The following is a 12,434-nucleotide window of genomic DNA, read 5'->3' as shown; positions in this document are numbered from 1 at the left end:
TAATCCAGGTTTAGCAGAACTCTTCCTGTTGAGGTTCGAAGTACGAGGCGCGAGGTTCGAATATTGAACCCCGCGCCTCGCAAATATGAACCCTTACGATGCACGAATATCGTACATTAATTCGAACTTCGAACTACTTCGCGTCTTGCGATAGCGTAGCACGTATAAATTCTCTGAAAAGTGGATGTGCTCGGTTCGGCCGAGACTTGAATTCGGGATGAAACTGGGAGGCAACAAACCAGGGATGATCTGGGAACTCAGCAATTTCTACCAGACGTCCATCTAACGATGTGCCCGAGAACCTCAACCCAGCTTCTTCAAGTTGAGTTCGGAATTGATTATTGACCTCATAGCGATGACGATGGCGCTCGTAAATAACTTGATCCTGATATGCAGCGTATGCAATACTTCCCTCAACTAATTTCGCAGGAGAAATACCTAAGCGCATGGTGCCGCCTTTTTCTTCGATGTCCTTTTGCTCTGGGAGAATATCAATGACTGGAAAAGGTGTGTCTGCATCAAATTCTGTACTATTTGCACGTTCCATACCACAGAGATTGCGTGCAACTTCTATGATGGCTGTTTGCATCCCAAGGCAAATCCCTAGAAATGGAGTCTTTTGTTCTCTAGCATACCGGATTGCTTCGATTTTCCCTTCAATGCCCCGGTTACCAAATCCTCCGGGGACAAGGATTCCATCAACGCCTTCTAAGTACTTTTCGGCCGATTCTTCCTCAATATTCTCCGAATTAATCCAGCGAACTTTTACTTTAGCGCCGTGCTCAGTCCCTGCTGACCGTAAAGCCTCTGCCACACTTAGGTAGGCATCAGGGAGTTCCACGTATTTGCCAACAATCGCAATCTCGATTTCCCTCGTCGGAGATTTAATTCTCTCCACCATTACCTTCCACTCGGCCATATCTGCCGGAGGGGCTTCTAGACCTGCGCAGCGTAGGACAATATCGTCAAGTCCTTCTGCTTGGAGTTTAAGGGGGACTTCATAAATAGTCGATGCATCCAAACATTGAACAACCGCTTCTAAGTCTACATCACATAGTAAAGCTAACTTTTCCTTCATGTCCTTGGAGAGGGCTTTCTCTGTACGACAAACGATAATCGATGGTTGAATACCGATTCCCCGTAATTCCTTAACCGAATGCTGTGTCGGTTTTGTTTTTAATTCACCAGACATCGCTAAATAAGGGACTAGGGTTACATGAATATAGACGACATTCTCTCGCCCAATATCATTCTTCATCTGGCGGATTGCTTCAAGAAAAGGTAGGGATTCAATGTCCCCAACCGTTCCACCGATCTCGGTGATCACGAAGTCTGGATGGCTTTCTCGCGCTACACGGTAGATCCGCTCTTTAATCTCATTCGTAATATGAGGTATGACTTGAACAGTCCCGCCTAGATAATCACCCTTACGTTCCTTTCGGATGACCGACCAGTAGACCTTACCGGTGGTAACATTGCTGTTTTTTGAAACTGGAACATCAATAAAGCGCTCATAGTGACCCAAATCTAGATCTGTTTCCGCTCCATCATCCGTAACAAACACTTCACCGTGTTGATATGGGCTCATTGTTCCAGGGTCAATATTAATATAGGGATCAAATTTTTGTATTGCCACTTTGAAACCCCTATTTTTAAGAAGGCAACCCAGGGATGCCGCTGTAATTCCCTTTCCTAGGGAAGACACAACGCCGCCCGTTACGAAAATAAATTTTGTCATGCGCTTTACCATTTCCTTTCAGACCTTTAAATGTAAACAGAGTTCCTCTATTTCTCAAGCAGTAGACTATCTTACAAGACTATCTTCTGCAACAAAACACATAAATAAAGCTAGTCCGAGAACCGCACTAGCTTTTATTTTTCCTGTCAGAAAGACTATGTTTTGTGTATAGGTACAACTCGGGCAACGATTCAATAGGTGTCTCGCTATTTTTCTTTATCTCACTGTTCTATTTTAGCTAGACTTGTAAAGGATGTCAAGGTAAACGCATTCAAACGGCTAGCTCAATATTATCCCAATCTTAATTCCTAGACTCTTCTGTACTTGGCTTTAGCGCTCTCGTAATAATTATTCCCCTGACTATCAACGATAACGACAACTGGGAAATCTTTAATTTCAATACGATTGATAGCATCGTGCCCTAATTCCGGGTAGGCAATGACTTCTGCAGAGATTATTTTTTTAGCAATTAAGGCACCTATTCCACCAATTGCCCCAAAGAATACCGCACCATGTTCCTTAAATCCATCAACTATGCCTTGAGAACATAGTCCCTTACCAATAATTCCGGTAATTCCCAGTTCAAGCAACTTTAATGAATACTCATCTATCCAACCATTAGCTTGCGGACCAGCAGATCCAATAATCTGCCCTGGTTTTGTAGGGGAGGGGTTTACAAAATAAAATAGCTGGTCACACAAATCAAACTCAAGGCGGTCACCCCGTGTTAACGTTTCCACAATTTTACGCTGAGCTACATCCATCCCAGTATACACAGTACCACTGAGAAGAACGTTATCACCCGCTTTAAGAAAACTGACTTTATCACGGCTTAATGGAACTTCAATCCGAATTACATCCATCATTTGTAAACCTCCTAAACATAAAGATCCTACTCTAAGAAGAACTTGACAAATTAGGCGGCGTCTTTTAATTGTATAAATACTCTAAAAATTCTGATTTTTTATTAGCCATTTAAGCATTTGATAAATAAGATTTAACCATCTCATTCTTATATACCTCACCTTTTTGGATAGGTTTTTTCCTCCAAAAAAGGTGAGCATTCTAAATTTGAGTTTTAGTTGCACTCTTTATTTACCCTTATATTTGGGAGGTCTTTTTTCTGCAAACGCTACACGTCCTTCAATCCTATCTTCGGAATCACGCAATATGCCCCAAAGCAATCCTTCCAGTTGAGAACCTTGTTTGACTGGTAAATCTCCTCCGATTACCACAGCTTGTTTTGCAGCTTTAACTGATAAAGGAGCATTAGACGCAATCTTTTCAGCTATGGCTTTAGCAGTCTCCATTAACTTATCTGCAGGAACAACGTCACTGATCAGACCAATCCGGTACGCTTCTTGAGCATCAATCCTATCTCCCGTTAGCAGCATTCTCATGGCAACTGCCTTCGGAATAGCCCTTATCAGTCTCTGGGTACCTCCTAATCCCGATAAACTACCTACCTTAACCTCCGACAAACCAAAGGAGGCCTTCTCAGATGCAATGCGAATATCACAAGCCAGGGCCATTTCCAAACCCCCACCGATTGCATAACCGTTAATCGCGCAAATGATTGGCTTCCACATTTCCATAGGAGCCAGTAAATTATCCTCGTCAAAATAAGTTGAAGCAAAACTGGTTTGCGGTGGCATACTCTTTTTTAGATCCGATCCAGTACAGAATGCCTTCTCACCTGCCCCCGTCAAAACTAAAACGCGAATATCCAAATCAGCTTTTGCCATCCTTAAAATTTCATGAAGTTCCTTCCATGATTCAGGGTCTAAGGCATTTAATTGTTCTGGCCTGTTTAATGTAATATAAGCAACATGTCCTTCTTTGTTAAAAAGCACACCCATTTTCTTCATACCCCTTTCAATTTGGCAAGTATATTATCTAAATGCATCGTAGGGTTTACCGTCTTTGAGGATTTCCCTAGCCAGTAGCCACCTATGGATTTCCGAGGGGCCCTCAACAATTCGGAAGACGCGAACTAAGCGATAAATATATTCGATTGGCATTTCTTTGGAAAGCCCCAGGCCACCGTGGACCTGAATAGCGCGGTCAGCAATTTTGGAAAGCATTTCTGTACAATACACCTTCAACATTGCCGCTTCTTTGCGCATATCCTTATGACCCTGATCAACTTTCCAAGCGGCATGATACACCATTAAACGGGCAGCGTGCAGTTCCATCGTTGAATTTGATATCCACCACTGAACTGCCTGCCGATCTGCTAAAGGTTTACCAAAGGTCGTTCTAATATTTGCTTGCTCAATCATCAGCTGAATGAGACGATCTGCATAACCTAAGCACCGAGCAGCAAGCTCCATTCTCCTTACTCCAAAACGGTTTTGTAACGGAATAAATGCATTCCCTACCTCACCCAAGACCTGGCCTGGGTCTAACTCGACGTCTTCGAGAACGAGTTCGTAGGCTAACATATCGCCAACAGTATTAACATTGCGGACGATCTGCAATCCCGGAGTTCCTTTATCCACTAAAAATGCCGTAAATCCGCCTTTTTTGCGTTTTTCTCTATCCGATAAGGCAATCACGATAAAAAAATCGACTTTTGGTGCAAAACTGATAAATGCCTTAGTTCCGTTTAGAATCCACTTGCCATTTTTAAAATCAGCCCGGGTTTCAATAGCAGATGCGTCTGATCCGGCATTGGGCTCCGTCATGGCCAAAGCAGAACGCTTTTTTCCCGTGGCATAAGGCGTCAGGTATCGATCGTATTGTTCCTTAGTGCAGCACTCTTTTAAGAAATTAAGGTTTGGAGCATCTGGGGGTAACGTAAATTGAACAATTGATCGATTCATTTCTTCTACAACAATAACTTTGGCCAATGCGCCCAGATCTTGTCCGCCAAATTCTTCGGGAACCTCAATCCCCCATAAGCCTAATTCCTCAGTTCTCTTCATTAATTGCATTTCTACTTCCGGTGCTAAGGATGGAGCATCACTGGTGCCCCTTGCTGACTCACGGTCAATGACATCTTGTTCTAAAGGAAACAATTCATTTTCGGTAAATTTTCGCACCATTTTTTTTAATGCTACATATTCATCCGATATTCTAAAATCCATTAAGTTGTCCTCCCCGTTTAGGCTATTATCCAATGACTTTTTCTTCCCTTAACTTCACAATCTCCGCCTCGCTTAACCCCAAGACTTCCTTCAACACCCTATCCGTATGCTCCCCCAATAGTGGGGCAGGCGAATATAATTGCGCGGGAGTTTTGGATAGATGAGCTGGCGAAACATTATAGACATGTCTGCGCATTTCCTGATGGTTTAGGTAAGCCCAAAAACCTCTCTCATTAAGCTGCGGGTCTTCCAACAAATCCTTAGAATTTTGCAGAACTCCGGCTCTAACCCCAGCTTGGGCCAGTCGATCCATTAGTTGATATGCTTCATGTTGATTGGTCCACGTTTCAATCATCTCGTCAAGCTCATCTTGATTTTCCAAACGACTTGCCGCAGAAGAAAACTTTTCGCTATTAGACCATTCAGAGTTTCCCATTACGTTTAATAAAGCTGCCCATTCCGATTGATTGAAAACAGCAATCGCAATCCACCTTCTGTCGCCTTTAGTGGCATAGACCCCATGAGGCGCTACGTTTAGGTCACGGTTGCCCCGTCGCTCTAGTACCTTACCATTTGCCGCATAATTCATAACTGAGGTAGGTAATACAGCCAAAGCTGCCTCAGTTTGAGAAACATCGATCAACTGGCCTTGGCCTGTTTTCCGCCGGTGCAAAAGAGCTACCGCAATAGCAAAAGCAGTATGCACAGGATTCGGCACATGGTCAGGATAGTTCGTTCCCATCCCAAAGGGTACCTTATCTGGATAACCAGTAAGATAATGTATCCCCACCAACGCATTCATGGTTATCCCAAAACCCATATAGTTCTTGTGGGGACCCGTTGAACCCTGAGTAGGCATTGTGACATAAATGATATCAGGCTTAATCTCATTTACCTCTTCGTAGCCCAGGTTCCATTTTTCCATGACCCCCATAGTAAAATTGTTAATGACAATATCGCTTTCTTTGATCAGTTTAACGACTAGATCCCTAGCTTGTGGGTTTTTCATATTAATATCTATACTTCTTTTATTAGGATTACGATTACTAAAATAACCACTCCGCTCGATGCCAGCAATGCCGTCTTTATACGGCCCGATTAGACGAAGGAGATCCAATCTCGACTTACTTTCCAGGCGGATAACATCTGCTCCATATTCCGATAATAGGCGGGTTGTGGACGGACCAGCGCCTACCCAGGAAAAATCGCAAACTCTTACCCCTTCTAAAGGTCGCTTATTTGGCATAGCTGATACCCCTTTTCACAAAGGATTTCATATCGTCTGTCGAGTAACCCAAGTTCCTTAACACTTCGGCGGTGTGTTGCCCGAAAGCAGGGGCTCCACACTTTAACTCCCAAGGTATCTTCTCTAATTCGTAAGGACATCCTGGATAGGTGATTGTACCGTTCACTGACTCCGAGTACCTCTCTTTGAAATACTTTCTATAATTAAGTTGAGGGTTTTCTAAAACGTCTTTTGCTGTGTTAACTGGATAAATCACAACTTTTCGCTTTTGGCTTTCTTGATAAAGATCTTGTTTGGTATACTTTGCAGAGAATTTCTCAAAGATTATTTTGAATGTTTCCATGGATTCTTCTCTTTTTCGATAGTCACTTATTGCCCATTCTTCGCCTCGTAAAACTTCAGCATCGGGTATCTTTTCTTCAATCATCCAATCCACTAAGGGGTACCATAAATGAGCATTGCTTCCCATAGCAGCTACAATATAGACATAGCCATCTTGACATTTATAGGTTCCATTACCTGCTTCTATCAAGCCCAGTCCACGGCGAATCCGTCCTTCCAAATCATAAGTTTGAATCGCGTTCTCTTGTGCCGTGGCAACGCTCTCATGTATGGACACATCAATATATTGCCCTTCTAAGGTCAGATCGGCATTAATTAAGGCCACCATACTTCCATAGGCAGCATACAAATCCGCCTGAAAAAAGGACTGTTTATCGGGAACTTGAGCTGGTTTTTCGTTCTCGGTACCAGCTAGATACAACATTCCGCCCATAGCCAAGCAAGTTAAGTCTGAAAAAGGATAGTCCTTATAAGGCCCAAACTGACCATAGGGTGTAATGGCAGTATGCACCAGTTTAGGATTGATTGCCGAAAGTACTTCATACCCCAAACCTAGACTTTCAAGATGTCCGGGAGGAAAGCTTTCAATTAGCAAATCGGTTGTTTTGATTAGCTTAAGAAAAACCTCTTTCCCTTCTGGAGATGTTATATCTAATACAATTCCTTTTTTATTTGTGTTTAGATATTGATATCTAAGACTATTTTCAATTCCAGGGGTTTCATTAAAAAAGGGCTTTTCTAACCGGGTAGGATCTCCCTCCATAGCCTCAATACGAATTAGGTCAGCCCCCAGATCCGCAAAGAGCTTGCCCGTATAAGCACCTAATTCACCAGCAAGTTCGACGATCCTCATGTTACTAAAAACGGTCCCCTCCGCTGTTTTATTCTGCACTAGTCCCCCCCCTTTCGAATATCTACCCACTTAGCCGATATTAGCAAACAGACTTTTACCACCGCAAACAAAAATAGTCTGTCCTGTAACATAGTTCGCATCATCTGAAGCAAAGTACGCTACTGCATGGGCTATATCCGTTGGAGAACCAATTTTGCCTGTGGGTTGCGCCTTTAACAACCGCTGCTTTACATCATCTGGGAGGGTCTCCCACAAGGGCGTTTCGATTAAACCCGGAGCAATACAGTTCACCGTGATCCCTCTCTTACCAAGCTCCAAAGCCAAGGTCCTGGTCAAACTTACAACTCCCCCTTTGGAAGCAGAATAGTTTGCCTGACCCGGCCCGCCTAACCAAGCACGGGAGGAAATATTAACGATCCGACCAAAGCTTTGCTCACGCATGTATTCTGAAGCAATTTTGCAAGTCAGAAATTGTCCCTTGAGATTTACGGCAATGACCGAATCCCAATCTTCCACAGTCATTTTCCTAAGCGCCCTATCTTTGGCAATCCCAGCGTTATTGACCAATATATCAATTTTTCCAAACCGACTTACGATAGCCTTGAACATGTTTTCCACTTCATCGAGCTTCGTTATGTCAGCGACTATGCCCACCGCTTCCCCGCCATTATCGTTAATTTCTTGAACCACCCGATCTACTTTTGCCTGGTCAACGTCGTTAATAACAACTTTAACCCCTAATTCGCTTAGTTTTTTGGCTACACCCTCACCGATTCCGCCGCCTGAACCCGTAATCATAGCCACACGTTTATCAAAATGCATGCTGCCACCCCCCTCTTTACATAACTGAAAGTGAACTGTAAATGCTTTTGCCACCGCAAATATAGATGACCTGGCCAGTGATATAGCTCGCGTCGTCATCTGCGAAAAACTCCGCTCCTAAGGCAATGTCTTCCGGCTTTCCTATCTTTCCAGTTGGCTGCATCTTCATTAATCTCTCAATGGCATCTTCAGGAAGAGTTCTAAAGAGAGGAGTTTCAATAATTCCTGGGGCAATACAATTGACAGTGATCTGATTCTTGGCCAACTCCAGGGCCAAGGTTCTAGTCAAACTTACCACTCCACCTTTAGAAGCGGAGTAACAGGTCTGCCCAACTCCACCCAACCAAGCGCGAGAAGAGATATTAATGATCCGACCATAGTTTTGCGCTTTCATGGAGGCAGCTGCTGCCTGACAGCATAAGAATTGTCCTTTGAGGTTAATATTGATAATCCTGTCCCAGTCCTCTTCAGCTATTCCGACTATTCCCTTAGGTTTATCAATGCCTGCATTATTGATCAAAATATCAATACGACCGAAAGTATCCATTGCGGCTTTGAACATTTCCGTAACCTGTGGTTTCTTGGAAACATCTGAACAGATCGCTAAGGCGCGGTTACCACTCTTCGTAATTTCATCCGCAACCCGGTTTGCTTGTTCAGAACTAACATCATTAACAATTACCGCGGCCCCATGTTGTGCAAAGGTCTTCGCGACTACCTCACCGATCCCACTTCCCGCGCCGGTGATTAGGGCAACCCTATCCTTAATCGACATAAGAAGTTCTCCTTTCGCCTACTGATAGTTTTCTAAACTGTAAAGATGTGTACACCGCAGGCAGCGTTATCCATTCCAGATACCCCGCCCCCAGTAATATGGATCATAGCCGTTTTTGCTCCTGGAATCTGCCGATCTCCAGCCTGCCCTCGCAACTGCCATACTGCTTCAACTGTCTGAGCAACCCCTGTAGCTCCTAGAGGATGTCCCATGCATAGTAAACCTCCCCTGACACTGAAAACATGTTTGCCCCCTAATTCAGCTGCACCACTTCGTATAAAGGAAGCAGCTTCACCCTTTTCACAGAAACCTAACGTTTCGTAGTAGAGAAATTCAGCAATCGTAAACGCATCATGACACTCTACCATATTGATATCTACCGGTCCCATGCCTGCCATTTCATAGGCTAAGCGACTAGCTCTCTGGGTAATTTCCGGAACAGTCAGATCACTGGGTTGATTCTTGAATAAACCGGAAACCAGAATCGAAGCATCAATTTTAACTCCCTTAGCACCCAGTTGCAGCATCTTCTCTTTCGAACAGACAACCGCTGCTGCTGCCCCATCTGCTATCGGGCAACATTGCAAAAGAGTGAAGGGCTCGGCTACCATCCGCGAAGCCAAAACTTCTTCTATAGTCACTAAATTACGAAATTGCGCATAAGGATTTAATGAGCTATGTTTATGATTTTTCACCGCAACAAGCGCCAAATCTTCAGGAGTAGCGCCATATTGCTCCATATATTTCTTAGCCCGCATACCATAGATTGCTGGCATAACATTACCCAAAATTCCTTCAATGTCATCCTGATCGGGAGCCAAGGCCTCTCCGCTAGTCCTACCACCGGTCAAGTTCTCACATCCTACAGCCATGACCATATCATATTGTCCACTGGCTATAGCCGAATAAGCTAAATTAAGGGCTGTTTGTCCGCTAGAACAAGCGTTTTCTACGTTGACAATTTGCATTCCGGTCATGCCTAATGTTTTAAACACTTTTTGGCCGGGGGCCATTCCTGCTTTAACATTTCCGACATAACCAGCTTGAATCTCACGTTTGTCGACATTCGCATCTTTGACCGCTTTAACAACTGCCTCTTTTCCTAAATCATAATAAGGCCTATCCGGAAACTTACCAAAAGGAGTCATCCCGACCCCCACAACATATACTTCTCTCATCTGTTAGCCCTCCTTCTATGTAAAGGTATTTACTCTACTGCTTTGAACATATAGCTGAGCATGACTGGATTACTATTTTTATCCAACCTAACAACACCCTCAATAACTTCCACATCCATTCCCAATTTTAATTTTTCGTGTGGAATGGCCAATTGAGCATAGATTCGTACCTCTTCTGGAAAATCCACATAACCAACTGCGTATGGGGACTTGATCCCTCTTTGACCTATATGAATAATAGAATAACTGTACAATTTCCCACTTCTACTTAAGGTAATTTGTTTTAAATCCGTCCAACACTCGGGACATATCTCTAATTTTGGAAACCATACTTTACCACAATCCTCACATTTGTACCCCAAAAGGTAAGGTGCTTCCCCGTTCGTTGGAACGACGAATAAATCAGGGTGAAAAAAAACCGGTTCATTGGTGTCAATAGTAGGTTGACCGCTCATTCTAACAGCTCCATTCTTTTATAATTTCTAGACGAAACCTTGATTGTCGTTGTAAATAAACGTTCCCTCCTTTGTTTTGATTGTCACAGGGTATGATTACACCTTGTTTTAGTCGAGACTTGGTTTTACCAAATTTTCTTCAATGAGTTGCACTTGGCCTTAACCAGAACTAGCCTATTTCATTTGGTACATACAGTTGACATTACACATAGGTAATCATTAATATCGTTAATCATTGCAAGATTCATTCCAAACTCAGCACAGTCACTAATTGCGCAGTATTATTAGAATATTAAAATTATTGTGAAAAAAACTGATGAAATATATCATCAGTTTTGTAGGAACCTTATAAAAGATTAGCGTATACCAACAGATACCTGTATTGATGACAAATGTCATCTACGATGTTTGGATTCATCAGTTTTTGAGAACTTATGATACCAAACTCCTTGGTAAAGATAAAATGTGACCAACAGCTTTTACTTATTTTACGCCTATTAAACCACCGACTGTCAGACTTTGGCCGGAGATAAAACCCGCTTCAATTAGCATGATTAAAAAAGGCTTTAGTTCTTTAGACTCTAGGGAGTGTACATTTTGAAACTGATAACTTTCCATTCTCCCCAGCAACTGATACTTTTTTTCGCCGTAACTATGGAATGGCAAAAGGTCTACAGCATCAATTTTCCCGACAAATTTGCTTAGGTATTCGGTATAAGCTTCATAATCACTCTGGCTATTATTAAAACCTGGTATAATCGGTAATCTTGCCCGTACAGAGGCGCCGGCTTCAACTAGTTTCTCAAAATTTCCTAAGATAACCTTCAAATCTCCCTTAATCACATTTTTACATTTATCTGCATCCATTGTCTTAATATCGATTAAAAATAAATCTATGTAGTTTAGTAGTCTTTCAAGATGTTGCCATTGACCAAACGCTGAGGTCTCAAGCGCTACATGAAGCCCTTCTTTTTTAAGGAGCCTTGCCAATTCTATAGTATAGTCTGGGAATAACATAGGATCTCCACCACTTATCGTCACGCCCCCGCCGGAATTGAAAAAAAACATCGCGTCTGCAGTTGCTTCTCGAATAATTTCCTTCAGCGGCATTTTTCGACCAGCGATATCCCTTGCCCCTGATAAACAAGCCTCTGCACACTTTCCGCAACCACTGCACTTGCTTCTATCATACCTTAGAACTGACCCTTGCCCCTTCACTTCAGTATAGGTTGCCCCAGTTGAACAACCCTCGGCGCATCTCCCACAACCGATGCACTTTTCAAAATAATAACTTATTTCCGGTTCGATGGAGTGCGTATCCGGATTATGACACCAAGGACACCGTAAGGGACATCCCTTAAAAAATATAGTTGTTCTAAATCCCGGTCCGTCCTGAAGGGAGTAACGCTGAATATTAGATATCAAAGGCTCTCTTATCTCTGTTTCTATTTTTAACGCCTCTGTAGACATAAGATCCCTCCTAGGTTTTAATTTATAAATAATTCGTATTCGCCAATAATTTGGCGAATTCTTTGGGAAGTTCTTTTAAGCCCTCCACAAACACGACCTGGTTGTCATACTCTTCTTTTAAGCCAACCATATTACTTGACGAGCAGCCAAAACCAAGGGTCTTCAAGCTAATTTTTTTTTGTTTACAGTAATCAATGGCTAGCTTAACCTCGCTCCCCCAGTTTGAAGCTCCATCCGTTAAATGTATAATAAACGGACGCTTGGCATGCTTTTTCAACATTAAAGCAGTGGCGATAATTGCCTCAGCAGATGCAGTCTTGCCCCTGGGGATCACTGTATAAAACATTCCATGCGAAGGGGTCAGTTCTGTAAGAGTACATTCTCCTTTAACTTCTGAATAACTAAAGATCCGGGTATTACTGTTAAAGCTGTTTACAGCTTCAAATAGAGCCCGGTATATTTTCTG

11 protein-coding genes and 1 pseudogene are annotated in these 12,434 nt (G+C 42.9%); all 12 read right to left on the bottom strand.

Annotated elements, in window-relative coordinates; all coding sequences use genetic code 11:
• Positions 1 to 133: 133 nt before the first annotated feature.
• Positions 134 to 1,738, bottom strand: coding sequence for a CTP synthase (locus JL57_RS06550; RefSeq protein ID WP_034141252.1), 1,605 nt, complete (start codon positions 1,736 to 1,738; stop codon positions 134 to 136).
• 308 nt (positions 1,739 to 2,046) lie between these two features.
• Positions 2,047 to 2,604, bottom strand: a complete 558-nt coding sequence (locus JL57_RS06545) for a fumarate hydratase C-terminal domain-containing protein (protein WP_034141251.1) — start codon at positions 2,602 to 2,604, stop codon at positions 2,047 to 2,049.
• A gap of 225 nt (positions 2,605 to 2,829) precedes the next feature.
• Positions 2,830 to 3,597 carry an enoyl-CoA hydratase/isomerase family protein gene (locus tag JL57_RS06540; RefSeq protein ID WP_034141250.1) on the bottom strand — a complete coding sequence of 256 codons (768 nt, stop codon included), beginning with the start codon at positions 3,595 to 3,597 and terminating at the stop codon, positions 2,830 to 2,832.
• A 33-nt stretch (positions 3,598 to 3,630) separates the two neighbouring features.
• Positions 3,631 to 4,827, bottom strand: coding sequence for an acyl-CoA dehydrogenase family protein (locus JL57_RS06535; protein ID WP_034141249.1), 1,197 nt, complete (start codon positions 4,825 to 4,827; stop codon positions 3,631 to 3,633).
• A gap of 25 nt (positions 4,828 to 4,852) precedes the next feature.
• Complete coding sequence (locus tag JL57_RS06530) at positions 4,853 to 6,073, bottom strand: CaiB/BaiF CoA-transferase family protein (RefSeq protein ID WP_034141248.1); 1,221 nt, start codon at positions 6,071 to 6,073, stop codon at positions 4,853 to 4,855.
• Positions 6,063 to 7,307 (bottom strand): CaiB/BaiF CoA-transferase family protein, encoded by a 1,245-nt coding sequence (locus tag JL57_RS06525; protein ID WP_291299778.1) that lies wholly within the window; start codon positions 7,305 to 7,307, stop codon positions 6,063 to 6,065. The genes JL57_RS06530 and JL57_RS06525 overlap by 11 nt, the downstream gene beginning before the upstream one ends.
• Before the next feature lie 30 nt (positions 7,308 to 7,337).
• A complete protein-coding gene (locus tag JL57_RS06520; RefSeq protein ID WP_034141247.1) occupies positions 7,338 to 8,090 on the bottom strand; it encodes an SDR family NAD(P)-dependent oxidoreductase in 753 nt (250 codons plus the stop codon).
• Between the two features lie 16 nt (positions 8,091 to 8,106).
• The gene (locus JL57_RS06515) at positions 8,107 to 8,865 is read right to left on the bottom strand and encodes an SDR family NAD(P)-dependent oxidoreductase (RefSeq protein ID WP_034141246.1); all 759 of its coding nucleotides are present in this window, start codon (positions 8,863 to 8,865) and stop codon (positions 8,107 to 8,109) included.
• A 32-nt stretch (positions 8,866 to 8,897) separates the two neighbouring features.
• Positions 8,898 to 10,043, bottom strand: a complete 1,146-nt coding sequence (locus tag JL57_RS06510) for a thiolase family protein (protein ID WP_034141245.1) — start codon at positions 10,041 to 10,043, stop codon at positions 8,898 to 8,900.
• Between the two features lie 29 nt (positions 10,044 to 10,072).
• Entirely contained in the window at positions 10,073 to 10,498 is a 426-nt protein-coding gene (locus JL57_RS06505) for a Zn-ribbon domain-containing OB-fold protein (protein ID WP_034141244.1), read from the bottom strand.
• A 483-nt stretch (positions 10,499 to 10,981) separates the two neighbouring features.
• Positions 10,982 to 11,968, bottom strand: coding sequence for a glycyl-radical enzyme activating protein (locus tag JL57_RS06500; RefSeq protein WP_045691421.1), 987 nt, complete (start codon positions 11,966 to 11,968; stop codon positions 10,982 to 10,984).
• Positions 11,969 to 11,990: 22 nt separating this feature from the next.
• Positions 11,991 to 12,434, bottom strand: a pseudogene (locus tag JL57_RS06495) (VWA domain-containing protein); the annotation flags it as partial.

The sequence above is a fragment of the Desulfosporosinus sp. BICA1-9 genome, assembly GCF_000802135.1.
Note: the sequence above shows the minus strand (reverse complement) of the source record. Positions and strands in the feature narration are given on the sequence as shown.

Excerpts from the sequence above, each read along its gene's own strand:
- JL57_RS06550 (WP_034141252.1), bottom strand. The coding sequence starts at position 1,738 with ATGACAAAATTTATTTTCGTAACGGGCGGCGTTGTGTCTTCCCTAGGA.
- JL57_RS06535 (WP_034141249.1), bottom strand. The coding sequence starts at position 4,827 with ATGGATTTTAGAATATCGGATGAATATGTAGCATTAAAAAAAATGGTG.
- JL57_RS06520 (WP_034141247.1), bottom strand. The coding sequence starts at position 8,090 with ATGCATTTTGATAAACGTGTGGCTATGATTACGGGTTCAGGCGGCGGA.
- JL57_RS06545 (WP_034141251.1), bottom strand. The coding sequence starts at position 2,604 with ATGATGGATGTAATTCGGATTGAAGTTCCATTAAGCCGTGATAAAGTC.
- JL57_RS06540 (WP_034141250.1), bottom strand. The coding sequence starts at position 3,597 with ATGGGTGTGCTTTTTAACAAAGAAGGACATGTTGCTTATATTACATTA.
- JL57_RS06530 (WP_034141248.1), bottom strand. The coding sequence starts at position 6,073 with ATGCCAAATAAGCGACCTTTAGAAGGGGTAAGAGTTTGCGATTTTTCC.
- JL57_RS06500 (WP_045691421.1), bottom strand. The coding sequence starts at position 11,968 with ATGTCTACAGAGGCGTTAAAAATAGAAACAGAGATAAGAGAGCCTTTG.
- JL57_RS06515 (WP_034141246.1), bottom strand. The coding sequence starts at position 8,865 with ATGTCGATTAAGGATAGGGTTGCCCTAATCACCGGCGCGGGAAGTGGG.
- JL57_RS06505 (WP_034141244.1), bottom strand. The coding sequence starts at position 10,498 with ATGAGCGGTCAACCTACTATTGACACCAATGAACCGGTTTTTTTTCAC.
- JL57_RS06510 (WP_034141245.1), bottom strand. The coding sequence starts at position 10,043 with ATGAGAGAAGTATATGTTGTGGGGGTCGGGATGACTCCTTTTGGTAAG.